Source organism: Vibrio sp. N418 (assembly GCF_000222565.1).
Taxonomy (GTDB): domain Bacteria; phylum Pseudomonadota; class Gammaproteobacteria; order Enterobacterales; family Vibrionaceae; genus Vibrio; species Vibrio scophthalmi.
This window is the reverse complement of record NZ_AFWD01000099.1, coordinates 24,767-43,071: the sequence shown is the minus strand read 5'-3', so window position 1 is coordinate 43,071 and position 18,305 is coordinate 24,767. Positions and strand designations below refer to the sequence as shown.

General features: G+C 43.9%; 13 protein-coding genes. 11 read left to right on the top strand and 2 right to left on the bottom strand.

Features of this window, described 5'->3' with window-relative positions; translation table 11 throughout:
• From RH86_RS19635 to thiE, 4 genes are all read left to right on the top strand, one after another.
• A partial coding sequence (locus RH86_RS19635) for an ABC transporter substrate-binding protein (RefSeq protein WP_009388166.1) occupies positions 1-650 on the top strand: 650 nt, incomplete at its 5' end.
• 17 nt (positions 651-667) lie between these two features.
• On the top strand, positions 668-1,336 hold the full coding sequence (tenA, locus tag RH86_RS19630; RefSeq protein ID WP_009388165.1) for a thiaminase II: 669 nt from the start codon (positions 668-670) through the stop codon (positions 1,334-1,336).
• A 13-nt stretch (positions 1,337-1,349) separates the two neighbouring features.
• The gene (gene thiM / locus RH86_RS19625) at positions 1,350-2,156 is read left to right on the top strand and encodes a hydroxyethylthiazole kinase (RefSeq protein WP_009388163.1); all 807 of its coding nucleotides are present in this window, start codon (positions 1,350-1,352) and stop codon (positions 2,154-2,156) included.
• A 66-nt stretch (positions 2,157-2,222) separates the two neighbouring features.
• Positions 2,223-2,855 (top strand): thiamine phosphate synthase, encoded by a 633-nt coding sequence (gene thiE, locus RH86_RS19620; protein ID WP_009388161.1) that lies wholly within the window; start codon positions 2,223-2,225, stop codon positions 2,853-2,855.
• 266 nt (positions 2,856-3,121) lie between these two features.
• On the opposite strand, the gene RH86_RS19615 is transcribed toward thiE, so the two are convergent.
• A complete protein-coding gene (locus tag RH86_RS19615) occupies positions 3,122-5,092 on the bottom strand; it encodes a replication initiator protein RctB domain-containing protein (RefSeq protein WP_009388158.1) in 1,971 nt (656 codons plus the stop codon).
• Between the two features lie 1,251 nt (positions 5,093-6,343).
• Here RH86_RS19615 and RH86_RS19610 point away from each other — a divergent pair.
• The 5 genes from RH86_RS19610 (at position 6,344) to RH86_RS19590 (ending at position 13,519) form a co-directional block, all read left to right on the top strand.
• A complete protein-coding gene (locus tag RH86_RS19610) occupies positions 6,344-7,561 on the top strand; it encodes a ParA family protein (RefSeq protein WP_006711109.1) in 1,218 nt (405 codons plus the stop codon).
• A gap of 7 nt (positions 7,562-7,568) precedes the next feature.
• The gene (locus RH86_RS19605; RefSeq protein WP_009388157.1) at positions 7,569-8,540 is read left to right on the top strand and encodes a ParB/RepB/Spo0J family partition protein; all 972 of its coding nucleotides are present in this window, start codon (positions 7,569-7,571) and stop codon (positions 8,538-8,540) included.
• A gap of 166 nt (positions 8,541-8,706) precedes the next feature.
• On the top strand, positions 8,707-10,803 hold the full coding sequence (locus RH86_RS19600) for a tRNA(Met) cytidine acetyltransferase TmcA (RefSeq protein ID WP_009388156.1): 2,097 nt from the start codon (positions 8,707-8,709) through the stop codon (positions 10,801-10,803).
• A 708-nt stretch (positions 10,804-11,511) separates the two neighbouring features.
• Positions 11,512-11,811 carry an STAS domain-containing protein gene (locus tag RH86_RS19595; RefSeq protein ID WP_005600328.1) on the top strand — a complete coding sequence of 100 codons (300 nt, stop codon included), beginning with the start codon at positions 11,512-11,514 and terminating at the stop codon, positions 11,809-11,811.
• 10 nt (positions 11,812-11,821) lie between these two features.
• Positions 11,822-13,519: a fused response regulator/phosphatase gene (locus RH86_RS19590; protein WP_009388155.1), complete on the top strand. Its 1,698-nt coding sequence runs from the start codon at positions 11,822-11,824 to the stop codon at positions 13,517-13,519.
• A gap of 129 nt (positions 13,520-13,648) precedes the next feature.
• Here RH86_RS19590 and pflB read toward each other — a convergent pair whose 3' ends face one another.
• A complete protein-coding gene (gene pflB, locus RH86_RS19585) occupies positions 13,649-15,946 on the bottom strand; it encodes a formate C-acetyltransferase (RefSeq protein WP_009388154.1) in 2,298 nt (765 codons plus the stop codon).
• A gap of 303 nt (positions 15,947-16,249) precedes the next feature.
• Between pflB and RH86_RS19580 the strand changes: the two genes are divergently transcribed.
• Both RH86_RS19580 and RH86_RS19575 read left to right on the top strand, forming a co-directional pair.
• Positions 16,250-16,894, top strand: coding sequence for a recombinase family protein (locus RH86_RS19580; RefSeq protein ID WP_009388153.1), 645 nt, complete (start codon positions 16,250-16,252; stop codon positions 16,892-16,894).
• Positions 16,891-18,075 carry a multidrug effflux MFS transporter gene (locus RH86_RS19575; RefSeq protein WP_009388149.1) on the top strand — a complete coding sequence of 395 codons (1,185 nt, stop codon included), beginning with the start codon at positions 16,891-16,893 and terminating at the stop codon, positions 18,073-18,075. Before RH86_RS19580 ends, RH86_RS19575 begins: the two co-directional genes overlap by 4 nt.
• Positions 18,076-18,305: the final 230 nt, after the last annotated feature.

The window sequence follows — 18,305 nt, the reverse complement described above, 5'->3', positions numbered from 1 at the left end:
GCTCAGCCACGTTGATCGCCACCCCTCTTAATACTCTAATGGTATTGGACAACGGCAAGAATGATCGTCTAGGTGAACTAAAAGGCAAGAAGATTGGTATTGCCATTGCCGGCAATGAAGAAGCGACTATCGGTACCATGCTCGCGCAGGAAAACGTCAAACTTTCAGAGGTGGAAATCATCAATATAGGCTGGGCACTTTCTTCCTCGTTAGCCTCTGGAAAAGTCGATGCCATTTGGGGCGGTTTGCGTAATTTTGAAACCAATCAGCTTGCACTTGAGGGCTACCAAGCCAAAGCATTTTACCCCGAAGAGCACGGTGTACCGACTTATGATGAATTGGTGTTTGTCGCCAATGCCAACACCTACGACAAAGAGGCAATCAAGGCCTTCAACCAAGCGCTGGCAAAGGCAACCACCTACATTGTGAATCACCCAAAACAGTCATGGAATGAATTTGTCGCTTACGCCCCCGACACACTAAACAACGAGCTAAACCAGCGAGCTTGGAATGACACCTTGACGCGCTTTGCGTTGCGTCCGTCGGCAGTCGACTTAAAACGTTATGATGATTATGCCAAATTCATGTACTCACAAAACATCATTCAAACACTGCCTAAAGCCAAAGATTACGTACCGAGCTTTGACTAAACAGGGGATAAAAAATAATGAAGTATCAAGACTTAATCGCCGCAAGCCAGCAAGATTGGCAACAATACACCGAACATGAATTTGTGCAGCAACTGGCACAAGGAACCTTAGCTCACGAGTGCTTCCTTCACTATCTAAAGCAGGACTTTTTGTTTTTAAAACAATACGCTCGCGCCTATGCACTTGCGATATACAAGGCCCGTACTTTAGAGGATATGCGCCGCGCCCTACCCAGTATGCACGCCCTGCTTGACTCTGAGATCGCGCACCACGTGAGCTACTGTGCTCAGTGGGGATTAACGGAATCAGACCTCGAAAATGAAGCGGAAGATTCAGGTACGGTCGCGTACACCCGTTACGTTCTTGATGCTGGGATGACTGGCGATATCGTCGATCTTTACGCTGCGCTCGCGCCATGTTCAATCGGCTACGCTGCCATCGGTAAAAGATTGCTAGAAGATCATCAAACGGTAGTTGAAGGCAACCCTTACGCCAGTTGGCTCATGCTGTATGGCAGTGAAGAATTCCAATCCGGCGTCGCAAAGGGAACTGAGCACTTCAATCAACTGCTGGCAGACATCGATATCGAAAGCCAACGCGGGCAAAATTTGATTAAAGTATTCAAAACAGCGACACGAATGGAAGTGGCATTTTGGCAGCAAGGCTTCAGCGCACAATCAAACTAATAGGACAATAAAGATGGTCACAGAACTGGTCACTCAAGCACTCAGTACATTGCGTCAGCAAAAACCTTTGGTGGTGAACATCACCAATTATGTAGTGATGAATAATACCGCCAATGCGCTATTGGCGATTGGAGCGTCGCCGATTATGGCGCATTCAAAACAAGAAATGGCAGAGATGCTCTCTTTCGCAGGTGTGCTGGTGATCAATATTGGCACCCTAGATAGTGTATGGATATCACGCATGTTGTTTGCGGTTGAACAAGCCAACATTCATGGCAAGATCGTGGTGCTGGATCCTGTCGGATGTGGGGCTAGTGCGCTGCGTACCGATACCTCACGAAAGATCGCCCAGTTAGCAGACAAATTGATCATCCGTGGTAATGCATCAGAGATCATTGCGCTGGCTGGTGAGCAAGCACAAAGCAAAGGGGTCGATGCGCTTGACAGTAGTGAAGCAGCTTTAGGCGCGGCAAATTTCTTGGTTAAAGAGTATCAGGCCAACGTCGTTGTCTCGGGTGAAACTGACTACATAGTCAGTCAGAACCACACCGTTACTCTGAACAACGGGCATGCGATGATGCCTTACGTTACCGGTATGGGATGCACTCTGACCGCACTGACTGGCGCATTTGCCGCTATTGGTGAAGAAACCGGCATCGCGGCGGCGGCAGTGCTGGGCGTTGCCGGGGAAATCGCGGCAGAGAACGCGAATGGACCGGGCAGCTTACAATCAAACCTGTTGGATACGCTCTACCAACTGGATACGGCGACGCTAGCGCAACGTTTGAAAGCAAACATAACAACAGCCACAATCCTATAATAACTGCGTTCGTCCCTTATTTAGCCTGCACGTAGGTGGTAAGGGATTGAACCGAATGGAACGAACATGAACCCTTATCGCTTATATTTAGTCACCGATGATCAGCAAGACTTAGCTACACTCAAACACGTCGTCCAACAAGCCGTCGCGGGTGGCGTGACTATGGTACAAGTGCGTGAAAAGCATGGTGACATCCGCGCATTTATTGAACGAGCCCGCGCAGTGAAAGTACTTTTGGAAGGAACTAGCGTAGCGTTGATCATTAATGACCGCATTGATGTGGCGCTTGCGGTTGACGCCGATGGTGTTCATCTAGGTCAGTCAGATATGCCCGTCGAACTTGCTCGCCAACTCATTGGTAAGAATAAAATTTTGGGGCTATCGATTGAAGATGAGAATCAACTAATTATAGCGAACTCACTGCCTATTGATTACATTGGGTTGAGCGCAATTTTTCCGACGGCATCGAAAACGAACACCAAAAAGCATTGGGGGCTCGAGGGGCTGACAATGGCGCTTCGCTGTACATCGCTTCCCATTGTTGCGATTGGTGGCATCAATGAAAGTAACATTCCGGCGCTCTGTAAGACTGGCGTACAAGGGCTCGCAATAGTATCGGCTATTTGTCATGCTCAAGATCCTAAAGCCGCGTCAGCGAACTTGTTAAATTTAATCCAAACAGCGAGTAAAAGCGGCTAATAGCGATCAATATAAGCCCTACATCCTTCCACCAAGGATGATCAAACAAAAAAAAGCGAGTTCAAAAGAACTCGCCAAACAATTCAGAATGAATGTAACAAATATATGAGCCAATCTATTGAGACTATTTCAATCTCAGGTTTCATCAGAAAGGACAAAAGGTTGTCTATTCGCCTTCATCATAACGTGCAGTGTTGACGTTATGTCAGTGCTTTGTCAGTGGAATGTGCTAAAACTGTCTGTTTTTTCTACAATTCACTTCAAGTCTAAATCGCCACTTCATCCAAAGCACGGAATACGCTTTCATCCAAGTGACCATCCATCACTTGTTTACACACTTTACGGCGAACCGCTAAGCCGGCGATCAGACGCTCGATCGATAAATGTTTGTTCTCACTTTGTGCGTTATACAGTTCAATCATCTTACTCAATGTCTCGTAAGGGATCTTATCGTTACCAACACGAAGCCAGTCAAGCTTGTCTATGAGCTCCAGACACTCTTCTTTGATTGAGTTGTGTGAATGCCCTGTCATAGCCGCTAAAGCGCCTATACTGCGTTCTAGAGCCTCTGCTGAGGTATATTTGGATAAGGTTATGGTAATTTCATCCGCATTTATCTCTACTAGGTGCTTACGTTGCTTCACTCGACGACCTAAATGACCTTTTGGTGAACGCTCTTTGCGCTGTATAGGCTCAAATTCACCATCGATAATTTGCGACAGTTCATCCAATTGCTGGCGCGTGACCATTTCGTTGCGAAGTGGGTTCGGCAAGGTTGGTGCCATATTGCGTTTACCAGCGTTAGTGGTGCGAGCACGTGAGTAACGTAATACCTCTTCGACATCGCATTTAATATCGACGTGATAATCTTTGATCTTATCTTTATCGATCATCGCACTGATCGTTAAGTGGTAACCCCAAAGGTTAACCACAAAAAGATCCTCTTCCCCTTTACCATCGGATAGGCGTTTCAATTCACGGATCAGATCCATCGAGAAACGACGCCATTCAATGTTACGCGCCAGTTTTTGGTTGAGCTCACTTAACAACATTGCATCGGTATGGCGGCGAGACATACGACTACGGAAATAGCTGTACAACTGGAATACCAAGGTGTGTTGTTTCAAAATTTCTGGTGGAAAAAGGAAGAAATAGTCGCGTGTTAGCAGTTCCTCATAGAACGATGGTTCCCATACCAGGATATACAGGTTCGGTTTTATGCGTATTTCGCCGTCAGAGCCCTCTGTAGGGGCTTCTTCCGATGCAGTAATGGTACGGGCTATAAAACGGAAACGATCGCTCTTAAAGCCTTCTGGCATGTTCTCGCTGAGCCAACGTCCTGTCAATTCATGCAATTGAAAATCGGTAAATTCGATACGATCAATACTATCGCGAATTGAATCACGTGCCGGGCCACTATCCTTCTTGCCACGTAACGACAAAATATCAGTGATATAGAGCGGTGTTTTATTCGGAACGTGTTTTGCGTCTAACTGATATTGATGCTGATGGTGATCGTGGTATTGCACTGTCAGTGTAAACAACGCAAATAGGGTCATGAGATCATCAACCGTCATGATGTTTTTGGATGATCTTGTTTCGATCACTGCGCGTGTACCCGAGATCGAAACCATCGATTTTTGGTAGTTTTTACGTGTTCTTGGTGGCGCTAATGCTTGATCGATAATACCTGCCCAGTTGGTTGGTGAAACGATAAATTGATCCGCTTCATCTTTCATTGCTGGTGGGGTATTCAAGCCGTATTCATTTAGTAAGCGTTTATTCACTTGTGTTTGAGCAAGTGCTTTTGAACGTTTTTTCTTTTCCGATTGTTTTACGCTTTCAGTGACCAGGCTCGTTGCACCCAGTGCTGAGATAAGTTTATTGGGATTAACAAACTTATGTAGCATGGTTTTTCCTGCAAGGCCTTCTTCAAAACGAACTGGGATTTGATCGAATAATCCAACGGTAACAGCGGCTCTTAATCGTTGTTGAATGGCAGCACGAGTAATCTGACCATCTGTCGCGTCGATCAATTCTGTTGTGGAAACCAAACCATCTTTGCTTGAAAAGCCTCGTAAAGAAATGAGATTTAAAAGTTCTACGATGCTTTTTGTGACACCTTTGAAATGTTGGTATTGCTCAATCCAATCAACTGCAATTTCAGACACTTCAAATAAGTGCCCATCTTTGTGGCTGCGAGGGTTTTTGATCAGTATTTTTTGTTCAGAACTCATTTTTGATCCATGTCACAGAAGCCGTAATATCGCTATAGTTCCGAAAGAATAAAGAAAAAGAGATCATAAAGAAAGAAAAAACTTATTGCTCTTATAAACTGATCTTTATGATTAAACTGATCTTAAATGATTATATGATCTATTGATCTGAAGAGAAAATAGCGAGCAAGATACTGATAATAAACGTTATTTTTTTTTTGCTTTCTGAAAGCATGATCATGTACAACTCGAAACGATGATCATTGCTTTGCAGAAAGCATGATCAAAATTAGTTGAAACGATGATCATCTGAAGTTCGAACCAATGATCAAACAAACACTTGAAGCATGATCAACGTTAACGCACATGTTATCCACAGGCAATTTGTGTCACAAGCGGATCAGCAGCAAGTTATTATAAGCGCTATGAGTCAATTTTCCGTAACGATGATCAAGGCTGAATGATCTTTTTCTCTCTTTGCTCAATTTATCATCAGTTTAGCAATCGAAATACACTTATCTTAAAATTATCCACATAAGCGAATTGCCGTTATATCGGCCGAAAGCATGATCAAGTAAATCTCGGTTTCTGTGTCTAGTAGCCTGTTGTGACTATCGTTCGAGCTATATTCGGACTAATTTGGCGCTAAGCCTGAGTTCACCTGCATTCTTCCGTAATTTGACCGAGATTTTACATGCTTCCGAAAGCGCTATTACCTTGATCATCGATCCAATTTTGGATCTTACTTTGCGGCGATCAAAATTATTCATCTTTCCCACTCAATTCTCTTGATCATGCTTCCTATGAACGCAAAATGGTATGAAAGCATGATCATGATAGCTACCTTGATCATGCTTTCGAAAAAGGATGAATTACCATTCGCGGTTTTATTTTCTCGTGGATTTTTTCCTAGCGTATTTTCTAATTAAATAGAATTCACACCAATAAATTAGCAAGTAAATTGAGTTTACATTGACCGTAATTTGCCGACAGAAACTAATCGTTCCGAGAAATGAGCCTCATTTTAATAAAAACTTAATTTTTACATTGTAAATAAGTGACGGTGTAACACTTTTAATCTGCCTGTGTTTCATCGGCAATGCTGAATAGAAAATTGAACAAATTTTGAGTGGTTTTCTCAGTATTTCACTTAAATGATATATTGTTCTCGTTTTAATGTGATGGCTATCTATAAGTGAATGTTCACCTTTTTATTGTTAAACGAATATAGTGCTGTACAATATAGTCAGTTACTAATAACGGAATTTGGCAATGAAAAGAGAACAGACAATAGAGAATCTCATTCAGCTTGCGGAGAAAACTGCACAAGTTCAAGCAGACCGTATTGAGATTGTATTAGAAGAGCGTAGTGACGACCATTTCCCACCGATGTCAAAGGCATTGATGGAGACTCGCTCAGGTTTGACTCGCCGTAAACTAGACGATGCAATTAGTAAGCTTGAGGCAGAGGGCCACCAATTTACTAAAAACAATGCAAACCACTATTCAATATCGTTGCAAGAAGCACATATGTTGATGGATGCAGCTGGTGCACCTAAGTTTTATGAACGCAAAAAGAATGTTGAAAATAAGCCTTGGATTATCAACGTACAAAACCAAAAAGGTGGTACGGGTAAATCGATGACGGCTGTGCATCTAGCTGCGTGCATGGCATTGAATTTAGAAAAGCGTTACCGTATCTGCCTTATCGACCTTGATCCACAAGGTTCATTACGTCTATTCCTTAACCCTCAGATCAGTTTAACTGACCACGATAATATCTACTCAGCTGTTGATATCATGCTGGAAAATGTTCCTGAAGGGGTAGAGATTACTAACGAGTTTTTACATCGTAATGTGTTGCTGCCGACTCAATATCCGAACTTAAAAACAGTATCAGCATTCCCTGAAGATGCGATGTTTAACGCGGAAGCGTGGCAAAATCTTTCTCAGAATCAATCTTTAGACATCGTTAAACTGTTAAAAGAAAAGCTGATTGATAAGATTGCAGATGATTTTGACGTGATCATGATTGATACCGGCCCACACGTTGACCCATTGGTTTGGAATGCAATGTACGCGTCAAATGCACTATTGATTCCTTGTGCTGCAAAACGTTTAGACTGGGCATCGACAGTTAACTTCTTCCAGCATCTGCCAACGGTATACGAGATGTTCCCAGAAGATTGGGCTGGATTGGAATTTGTTCGTCTGATGCCAACCATGTTTGAAGACGATAATAAGAAGCAGGTTTCAGTACTAACAGAGATGAATTATCTGCTAGGCGATCAAGTGATGATGGCAACGATTCCACGTAGCCGTGCATTTGAAACTTGTGCTGATACATACAGCACCGTATTTGATTTAACGACCAGCGATTTCGAAGGGGGTAAAAAGACCCTTGCGACTGCTCAAGACGCGGTACAAAAGAGCGCATTAGAACTAGAACGAGTACTTCATAGTTACTGGTCATCACTAAACCAAGGGTAATTAACTCATGGCAATTAAAACGTCAGATTTAAACGCAAGACTGTTTGGCAAGACCAACAAACGTCGTGCGACTACGCCGCAAGAAGCGCAACAAGCAGCTAAAGCGCAAGCTCAAATCATTGAACTTGCGGTAGCTGGAGAAGATATGGTTGAGTTTGAGCTGCTTCGAATTGAAGCGGATCAGGTTGAGTCACAAACGGTTGTGTTTGCGGAAAATGCTCGCGAACAATCGTTTTTGAATGAACACGCATTATCGGACGTATTAGTAACGTTACGTGAACGTGGTCAACAATACCCGGCAGTCGGCCGTATGCGCGAAGACGGCAAGATTGAAGTGCTTGATGGCAGCCGCCGCCGCATGTCATGTATTTTGGCGGGTAAAGCGTTTCTTATTTATGTTGCTCAAAACATCAACTCGGAACACGCAAAATTCCTATCTGATGTAGCTAACGCTCACAAGCCGCTTTCTCTTTTTGAGAAAGGCAAAGAGATGCAAGCGAAGCTAGATAGCGGTGAAGCTGAAGATCAAAAAGCTCTAGCGAGAATCTTTCAATGCAGCGAAGCTTTGGTGAGTGGTGCGTTGAAAGCGGCAGATTTACCGCTAGAACTACTTCAAGCTTACCCAAATGTTGCGGATTTAGGGCGTCCAACGATCGTTAAGTTACATAAGCAGTTCACGCAGCTGAGTCATGCTGATAAAGGCATGTTGTTGAAGAAATGCCACGATGATAATAGTTTCGCTTGGCAACGCAGTGAAGCTCAAGGTGTAGCGCGCATCACAAAAGATGTCTCTGAGATGATTGAATCTTGGGTTGAAGAATTGATGCCAACGAAACGCCCTGTGAGCAATAAAGTAGACCTGGTTAAAGGTCGCGTGAGCTACAGCCGCAAAGGCAGCAATTTAGCCTTGAACTTGAAAAAAGTGGATGATGAAACACTAAAAGAAATCCTTAGTTTCATTGAAGACAAGTTCAAATAGTATTACTTAGTCTAATTTCTTCATTTTATTAAAGCCGCTTTAGCGGCTTTTTTTATCTCTGGAGTTCGGCATTTTATCGTGGGTAAATAGAGTTAATCGATCGGTAATAGCGAGAGTAGGGCATTAACAAGTATACTAATCGAAACTCTATCTGACTGTTCGCGACATGAATTCTATTGAGCAATATTTCCAAGCGTTGTCGTCGTTGGCAATGCACCGCAATCATCGATTTGGTATCACGGTTAAAGGTGATGCTGATTGGCAGCAATCGATCGTTCAACTGGCCACAGCGGCTTATCCTGACCAGATCTTCCAATTAGGGGGAGAGGCTCAAACGGGGGTTGAACGTTACCTGACTTACAATAAAGGACAACAATTTCTTGGCCAGGAGTGTCGTTTATTGTTGATTGATCTTCGTGATGGTTTTGACGCAAACAGTTTAACATCAGCACTGGGTACGGTGCGTGGTGGTGGATTGGTTTTGTTTTTACTTAATCAACGCGTTTGCGATGATTTGAGTTATGCGTGGCTGGCAAGAGCATGCAGCCAATTTACCAGTATTGAACAACATAAACCGCTGCCAGTTATTCCAATAGAAGAAATCCTCCTATCCCCGGAAACGTCAATAACAGATGCCTTGAATCAAACGGAACAACAAATCTTTGATACTCATCGTTTAGGTTTGAAAAATCTCGTCCAACAAGACGAAGCAATCGAACGTATCATCAAGGTGGTGAGTGGTCATCGTCGTCGACCTTTAGTATTAACTGCCGATCGTGGTCGGGGGAAAACAAGTGCCCTTGGCATTGCGGCGGCACGGCTAATACAACGTAGGTTCACGCAGAATAAAGCGATGCGTATCCTAGTCACTTCACCAGTTATTAAGAACCTTGCACCTTTGTTCGAACATGCACAGCGTTTGTTACCCGAATCACTGCGTACAAAGTTTGCCTTAACGTGGCATAACTCGGTTATCGAGTTTATCGCGCCCGATGAGCTGCTTCGTTGCAAGCCCAGTTGCGATTTATTGCTGGTCGATGAAGCTGCAGCTATTCCACTGCCACTGTTATTTTCAATTGTTGAACATTATCATCGAGTGGTGTTCTCCACGACGATTCACGGTTATGAAGGGTGCGGACGTGGCTTTACGCTGAAGTTCCAAACATGGCTTCGTCAGCATAGACCCGGGGCGCACTTCTATCATATGGATATGCCTATTCGCTGGGCAGCGCAAGATCCACTCGAGCAATGGCAATATCAAACATTTTTGCTAGATGCCGAGTTGAGTGAGGTTGATGATGTAAGCGACGCAAATAGCCGCTTACGACTTTATGATCAGCAAGCTCTATTTTCATCCCCTCGCTTACTGCGTGAATGTTTTGCATTGTTGGTTAATGCCCATTATCAGACGACGCCGAATGATTTGATGTTGCTGCTCAGTGACTCTTCTATGAAGTTGTGGGCTCGATTTGAAGGGGAGGTTTGTATTGGTTGCATCATTGGCGTTGAGGAAGGCGGATTATCAGCGGAATTGGTTGCACAGATTCGCCAAGGAAAACGCCGTCCTAAAGGGCATCTAATTGCCACAACATTGGCCAACCATCTTGGATTAGATATTGCTGCACAAGTGCCAAGTTTACGCATCATGCGTATCGCTGTGCATCCTGCATGGCAAAGTAGAGGTATTGGCTCATTGATGCTGACTAAGGTACAAAACAATCGTGATTACCAATTCTGTTCCACCAGCTATGGCGTTACTGATTCACTGCTTCATTTTTGGTTGTCGAATGGTTATGTTGCGGTAAAGCTGGGAAGCCAGCGCGATCAAGCCAGCGGTTGCCATTCTTTGGCGATGGTTAAAGGGGCAGCCGAATGGATTGTTCAAGCTGAGAGTTTGTTTAATTCAAGTTTTGCTTATCAATTGAAAGATGCATTTAAGGAAATAGAACCCTCCTTAGTGGCGAGTCTGCTTCTCCAAAGCAAAACCAATGATAGCTATCAGCAAAGTGAAGAGGTATCTCGTATTAAGTTAGCTTTGATCGGGAGCTACATCGCTGGCGGCACAAACTACGAAAACGTAGCCCCCTTTATTGAACAGGCATTATTAACCCAGGGAACGAAAGTGGATTCAGCATTGTTGATTCGTAAAGTTATTCAGCAGTGGGGTTGGGAAGCGTGTGCTCAAGAGTTCGGGTTGGTTGGCAGAAAGCAAATTGAACAAGCACTGCGTGATGAACTGCAACGGTGGGTCTCTAAGCTCTAGCGGTAGCGAAGTTTCCCTGCTCATCGACTTTCTTTCTCTCAATCCTTTCTTATTCTATTAATCTGTTTTTTACAGTGTAAATCATCCCCTCAAATTTACACTGTAAAATCCTGCTTTCATTCACATCATCGTATTGATGTCGATGGCCCTGTTTACAGTGTAAATTGACACTTAGTTTTACACTGTAAATCGCTTAGTCTCTAAAAATAGTTTTATCATTAGCACTATCAATCTGACTAGACAAGATTGAACGGCGTTTAGCTAATCCGTGATACGTCCCAATGCCATAAGGTTGTTTGTGATGAGAAATCTAAGCACGATACGCGCTCTAAACAGTTGAATCGTGACATGAGTTATTTGTTGTTCGACTGTTGGCGAATCGCTGAATCCTTCCTACACTCAACAATAAGCAATCAGTTTAATGTTGGCTAGACGAATCCAAACGACACAATTACGAGCTTCTCTTTGTTAAATCGAATTTATTTGATGACAACTTTCTTCCATCGTACGGCGTCTATGCCTCTTTGGTCGAGTGAGGACGGTGAATGAGTTTTGGATCCTCTATTTCGAAATGTCATTCAAACTCTCAATCTACTATCAAAACAATCGAGAGTGAGTCACGAGAGGCGAAAAGTTTCTTTGGGTGTCAGATTGGCAATGTCGTTAGCCAGTACTTGGTAACAGGTTAGGTCGTAAGGAGAGGGGCTTATGTCTGTAGAGACAGAGGTGAATCCGGATTCAAAGCATATTACAATTTTTGTTGAAGGGACGTTTGGATTTCACGTCATCCAAGAATTTAAGCGCTGCTATTCAGACAAACGCGATTATCGATTTACCGTGGACTTGCGTAAAGTCGATTACATTGATAGCGCTGGTTTGGGTATTTTGATCAACATGCATAACTATCTGGAGCAAAGTGACGGGGAGATCCAAATTACCAACACGCTGCCTCAAGTTAGAAAAGTTCTCGCTATCTCGCGATTCGATAGAAAATTTAGAATCACGTGAGGATAATAAGATGCGTATTATGATAGTCGATGATCATGCTACCAACCGTGAGTTGTGCCGATTAATGCTTAGTCATATCACCTCACGAATTGATACGTTCGAGAGTGGCGTGGGTGTTGTTGAGTCGATGCGTGAAATGTCACTGTTGCCTGACGTCATTTTGTTAGATGTGATGATGCCAGAAAAAGATGGATTCACGACGGCCCAAGAGATTCGTCAGGCATTTCCCGATCACCATATCGCGATCATATTTTTGACCGTCCTCGATGACCATGACTCTTTCGAGCGATGTTTAGCGCTTGGGGATGATTTTGTTTTGAAGCCGGTTGAGCGAAGTGTGTTACTTGCCAAAGTTCAAGCACACTTTCGTATTGTTCGGATGCACAATGAAGTGATTTCTCAGCGCGATGAATTGAGCCAGTTTCATGAACAGGTGCGCTATGATTATGCCATGGCGGAATCGATCTTCTCTAACCTCAAAGAAGAAATGAGTTCTCAGGTTAAACATATCTTTGGCATCGATTATATATCAACCCCATCAACTATTTTTAACGGTGACTTGATTGTCGTTGCTAATCGTCCCCATGGGGGAGTGTACGTGATGATAGCCGATGCTACCGGCCATGGTTTACCCGCTGCTATTTCGGCAATACCTGCAACTCGCGCCTTTTTCTCAATGGCTTTGAAAGGTATGTCTCTAGGAGAAATTGCCACTGAGTTGAATGAAGTATTAGGCCGTTTTCTACCGAGCGGAATGATGCTTGCTGCAAGTATTTTTGAAGTTCGGGCGAATGGCTTCGAAGTCTCAATGTGGGGAGGGGGGTTACCTGATGGTTACATTCTTTCTGAAGAAGGTAAAATCGTCAGAAGGTTGGTGTCTAAACATATGCCGTTAGGAGTGTTGCCGAACAGTGAATTCGAAACCGATCTGATTCATCTCAAGCTCGAGCCGAATCAAAAAATTATTGCCTACACTGATGGTTTAACCGAAGCGCTCAATGAGAAAGGTGAATTATTTGGCCAGGACCGTCTAGAAGCGGCACTACAGCGGGGTGATTCTGCTATCCCTAAATTGTATGAATCCGTCCGTCAGTTTTCTCACCGAACCACCGATGACGATTTATCGATCCTTTCAATGACTTTTCCTATTTCAACTAATCAAGAAGTGACGGCGACTATTAAAGCCAACCCCATTAGCCATATTACCACGCACTCGACATTACGCTTCTCTTCTGAAGTGATTAAGAGTGTCAGTTTGATGACTGACGTGCGTCGCTATCTTATGGGGTTAATTAATGATGGTACGCATTTGGATTTGGTCTGTTCGGTGTTGGCTGAGCTGTTATCGAATGCCATTGACCACGGTTTATTGAATCTTGATTCAAGCATTAAAGAACAACCGGATGGTTTCTTTCTCTTTTATCAGTTGAGAGAGGATAAGTTGGCCGAGCTCGATAAGGATGCATGGATTCGTCTTGACCTCGATTTCGATCCTGACAAAAGCCAATTATTGATGATGGTCGAGCACAATGGTGAAGGCTTCGAATTTCAAGGTGCGCAGACATTGAGTGATAACAGTCTGACTTATGGGCGGGGGATTGTACTAGCCTCAGAGCTATGCGACTCACTTGAATATACTAAACAAGGAAAAAAAGTGACGGCTTTGTATCAATTTACCTCACCGCATAATTTTCCGCGTAGTCACTAATCCCAGTAGCGTTTCAATTTACACTGTAAAATGAAAAGTGAGAGGCAAAAACCTCTCACTTTTTAGTTTAGCCGTTTGCAATGAAAGTGGCCGTTTAGTCACTATCACTCTCGCATCTAACTTATTAGGTTAGATTCGGTCGGTAAAAGTCCGGCTGATCACGTCTTGTTGCTGTTCACGAGTCAGAGAGTTGAATCGAACCGCATAGCCAGAAACACGAATAGTCAGTTGAGGGTATTTATCAGGGTTCTCAACCGCATCCAGTAACATCTCACGATTTAACACATTGACGTTTAGATGTTGTCCACCTTCAATGTTATTCACTCCTTCGTTGCTTTCATGATGGAAGTAACCATCCATGAGGGCGGCTAAGTTCACTTTCTGGCTTAGCTCATTTTTACCCAGTGCGCTAGGCACGATAGAGAAGGTGTAAGAGATACCATCTTTAGCGTAGGCAAAAGGCAGTTTAGCAACTGAAGCGAGTGAGGCCACTGCGCCTTTTTCATCTCGTCCATGCATAGGATTAGCGCCTGGCCCAAATGGCATGCCAGCACGACGTCCATCTGGGGTATTCCCGGTCTTTTTGCCATATACAACGTTTGATGTGATGGTCAAGATAGACTGGGTAGGTTCTGCTTCTCGATAGGTGTGTTTTTGTTGGACCTTTTTCATAAAGCGTTCAACAAGATCACAGGCGATATCGTCCACTCGCGAATCGTTGTTACCAAATTTAGGATAATCGCCCTCGATATTAAAATCGATCGCGATACCTTGTTCATTACGAACTGGTGTGACTTTTGCGTATTTGATGGCGGCTAACGAATCGGCGACAACCGATAACCCTGCAATACCACACGCCATTGTACGGTGAACGTCGCGATCCATTAATGCCATCAATGATGCTTCGTAGCTGTAGCGGTCATGTGAGTAATGAATAATGTTTAAAGCCGTCACATATTGAGTGGCCAGCCAATCTAACATCTCATCAAAGCGAGGCATGATGCGTGCGTAATCCAATACCGCATCATCGATGCGAGGCACTTGTGGTCCGACTTGGGTAATGGTTTTTTCGTCGACACCACCATTGATGGTATAAAGCAGTGCTTTGGCAAGGTTCGCGCGAGCACCAAAAAACTGCATATGCTTGCCAACAACTTGAGGACTAACACAACAGGCGATCGCGTAATCATCGTTATCGAAGTCCGGGCGCATTAAGTCATCATTTTCGTATTGAACCGAAGAGGTATCGATAGAGACTTTCGCTGCGTACTGTTTGAAAGCTGCCGGTAATTGCTCAGACCATAGAATGGTCATATTCGGCTCGGGAGCCGGCCCCATCGTATGCAGTGTATGTAGGTAACGGAAAGTTGTTTTGCTCACCAGAGTGCGGCCATCGACACCCATACCCGCCATTGCTTCTGTTGCCCAGATTGGGTCGCCAGAAAACAATGAATCGTATTCAGGTGTACGTAAAAAACGAACCATACGTAGCTTCATGATGAAGTGATCAATCAGCTCTTGTGCTTTTTTCTCATCAATTAGGCCCAGTTCGATATCTCGCTCAATATAAATATCGAGGAAGGTTGATGTGCGACCTAGAGACATCGCTGCGCCATTTTGAGACTTAACGGCAGCAAGGTAGCCAAAGTAGGTGAATTGAATCGCTTGTTGCGCTGTACGCGCAGGCGACGACATATCAATACCGTACTTTAAACCCATCTGACGAATGTCTTCCAATGCACGAATTTGGTCAGTAATTTCTTCACGTAGGCGCAGCGTCTTTTCAAGATCTTGCCCGTTTTCTAGTTGTGCTTGAGTTGAATCCAGTTGCAATTGTTTATCGGCTTTAAGGAAATTGATGCCATAAAGCGCAAGGCGGCGATAGTCGCCAATGATACGGCCACGGCCATACGCATCGGGTAGGCCAGTAATGATGCCAGATTTACGACAAGCTTTAATCTCTTTGGTATAAAGATCGAATGCCGCTTGGTTGTGGGTTTTTCGATATTCAGTGAATGTCTTTTCGATGGAGGGATCAAGCTCGCGGCCATACACTTCACACGATGTTTTCACCATGCGAATACCGCCGTTGGCGATAATACCGCGTTTTAAAGGTTTGTCAGTTTGGAGGCCGACGATGGTCTCAAGGTTTTGATCGATGTAACCGGCGTCATGGGAGATGATGGTTGAAACGACGTCAGTATCAAAGTCGACAGGAGCGTGAGTACGACTTTCTTGTTTAATACCTTCTAATACTTGTTCCCATAATTGCAGTGTTGAATCACTTGCTTCGGCAAGAAACGATTCATCACCTTCATAAGGGGTATAGTTTTTCTGAATGAAATCACGCGTATTAACATCGGTCTGCCAATCACCGGCTGTATAACCGTGCCAAGCTTCTATCATATCTGTCGTTGGGATAGTCATAGGACCTCCTAAAGTATTGACAATTATTAAGTATCGATTAATTGATCGAACTGTTGTTCGTTTAAAATCATCATAGGCGGCTAAGTGTGTGAGTAAAGTGCATTGTTTTTATAAATTCCATGCATTTTGTGCATATACATTAAGATCAATGAGTTATAGATGAAGTTAGCGAGAGTTACGCTAAATAAAGTTGATGTTGTTTTATAGAGGTGGTTCATTTGGTGTTGAAATAAATAATGAACCACTGCATTATGAACTAATACACTCAATGAGCCTGTTGTTCTTACTCAGTATGGAGAGGTTATGGCCAGTTATATCTACACTCGTTTCTCACCCAAAAATCGTGCATATCGAGATCAACTTGAGCAATTGACCCTGTTTGCTCCAAATGCTGTGCATATTGAGGATCGCGTTCATGGCTTTGTTCCTCCCCTTGAAAGGGCGGAGTTTAGTGCACTAGCGGCTGGTCTTCATTCTGGAGATACGTTGGTTATCTGGTGGTTAACGGTTTTTGGCCGTGATTTTAATCAAGCGTCGAATACCGTGACTCAGCTTCTTGAACAAGGAGTCACAATCAAACTGCTTTGCGAACCACTCTGTTTTGAACCCAATTCAGAACAAAGTCGAATTTTACTTTCGCTGCTTTCAGGTTATGACAAGGTGCAAACTCAGCATCGATTGTTTGCTGCTGAACAAGGAAGACAAGCGCTCAAGGACAACCCCGAGGTGTGGCAGCAGAAATTTCGCGGACGACCTGCCAATAAAGAGAAGCATAAACGTATTGCAATGAAGCTGTTACAGGGTCACTCAATTAGGCGTGTAGCGGAGCTTTGTTTAGTGAGTGAATCAACAGTCAAACGAGTCAAAGCAAAATTGCAGCAATTTGATGCTGAAGGCGGTTTAACTGCACGTGGAAATAATCCATGGACAGAGGGTGAAAAGAAATGAACCAACCTTTTTCATTTCGTTCTATTTTATTAGCGTGCTTGATCATCAGTATTGGTCAATTGAGCATGGGTCTCGTTTTTCCCTCGTTGCCGTGGATTGCAAAAGATTTCGCGATTTCACTTGAGCAAGCTCAGTTGTTGGTTAGTGTCTACTTATTGGGCTTTGGCCCTTCGCAATTTCTTTATGGACCAATTTCGGATGCACTGGGGCGCAAAAAAGTCTTATTGACAGGATTGCTCATTGCGATGTTGGGCCTGTTGATGATCATTTTCTTCAGCCATACTTTTACCGCGATGGTCGCAGGACGTTTTTTACAGGGGTTAGGCACGGGTTGTTGCGCGGTGTTAGCACGCGCCTCTACTCGAGATCGCTTTAATGGACCGGAGTTACCTGTCGCGATGTCTTATATCGCAATGGCGGCGTCGATAACGCCATTGTTTGCCCCTGTCATTGGTGGTTTTATCAATTTTCATTTTGGCTGGAGCATGGTGTTTATCTCCTTACTGGGGTATGTCTCTATCGCTTGGGTTATTATTGCTGTTCGCTTTAAAGAAACGGTGACCGAGTGTTCGAAAGTGCCTTCAGCGAAAAAAATGTTGCGCCAATATCGCGATCTGTTGGCATCACGTTATTTTGTTAGTTTTGCCAGTATCAGTTGGCTTAATTTCAGTTTGATGATCACGACCGTTTCGGTGATGCCATTTATCATGCAAAACCAAATTGGCATGACGTCCGATCAATATGCAATGTGGGCGATCATTCCTGCGCTTGGCATGCTAGCGGGTACCAGTATTTGTAATCGGGTCAGGCCACTTATCGGCAGCAAGAAAATGTTGCTCTGCACACCAGTACTGCATCTTAGCGCCGCATTGTGGCTATTCTTCTGCCCAGTAGAACCACTCTATCTGATGCTCGGACAGCTATTGATGATCTTGGGTAACGGTATTGCACTGCCGTGTGCTCAAGCGATGGTGATGCAACCGTTCAAGCGTCACGCGGGGGCCGCTGCTGCGATGTCTGGCGGCGGACAAATGGTTGTCTCGTCATTAGTGAGTATGCTGTTAGTCCAACTTGGCTTGAGTCATGCTTGGCACCTTTCGCTGGTTATTGTTCTATTTGCTCTAATTACATTCACCAATATTGTGCGGGGTTTCAATAGCCCCGAGCCCCAAATTGACTAACTAGCGATTTAGATTAAAACGTCGCGACTTAGATCCTCGCTATTCTTACAACGCTACTTCGATTCGTCGTGGTAGCGTTTTTTTATATTCTTTTCTGGTTAAAAATAGGCAAGACAGAGACTTAGATTGCTATTTTTGCTTGTTGATGGCGAAAAAATCAACAACATCACTTATATTTTCCTTAGTTGATAGAAATGGCGTATTCGCCGCTCATCAAGGATGAGTTCATA

Excerpts from the sequence above, each read along its gene's own strand:
- tenA (WP_009388165.1), top strand. The coding sequence starts at position 668 with ATGAAGTATCAAGACTTAATCGCCGCAAGCCAGCAAGATTGGCAACAA.
- thiM (WP_009388163.1), top strand. The coding sequence starts at position 1,350 with ATGGTCACAGAACTGGTCACTCAAGCACTCAGTACATTGCGTCAGCAA.
- thiE (WP_009388161.1), top strand. The coding sequence starts at position 2,223 with ATGAACCCTTATCGCTTATATTTAGTCACCGATGATCAGCAAGACTTA.
- RH86_RS19615 (WP_009388158.1), bottom strand. The coding sequence starts at position 5,092 with ATGAGTTCTGAACAAAAAATACTGATCAAAAACCCTCGCAGCCACAAA.
- RH86_RS19610 (WP_006711109.1), top strand. The coding sequence starts at position 6,344 with ATGAAAAGAGAACAGACAATAGAGAATCTCATTCAGCTTGCGGAGAAA.
- RH86_RS19605 (WP_009388157.1), top strand. The coding sequence starts at position 7,569 with ATGGCAATTAAAACGTCAGATTTAAACGCAAGACTGTTTGGCAAGACC.
- RH86_RS19600 (WP_009388156.1), top strand. The coding sequence starts at position 8,707 with ATGAATTCTATTGAGCAATATTTCCAAGCGTTGTCGTCGTTGGCAATG.
- RH86_RS19595 (WP_005600328.1), top strand. The coding sequence starts at position 11,512 with ATGTCTGTAGAGACAGAGGTGAATCCGGATTCAAAGCATATTACAATT.
- RH86_RS19590 (WP_009388155.1), top strand. The coding sequence starts at position 11,822 with ATGCGTATTATGATAGTCGATGATCATGCTACCAACCGTGAGTTGTGC.
- pflB (WP_009388154.1), bottom strand. The coding sequence starts at position 15,946 with ATGACTATCCCAACGACAGATATGATAGAAGCTTGGCACGGTTATACA.
- RH86_RS19580 (WP_009388153.1), top strand. The coding sequence starts at position 16,250 with ATGGCCAGTTATATCTACACTCGTTTCTCACCCAAAAATCGTGCATAT.
- RH86_RS19575 (WP_009388149.1), top strand. The coding sequence starts at position 16,891 with ATGAACCAACCTTTTTCATTTCGTTCTATTTTATTAGCGTGCTTGATC.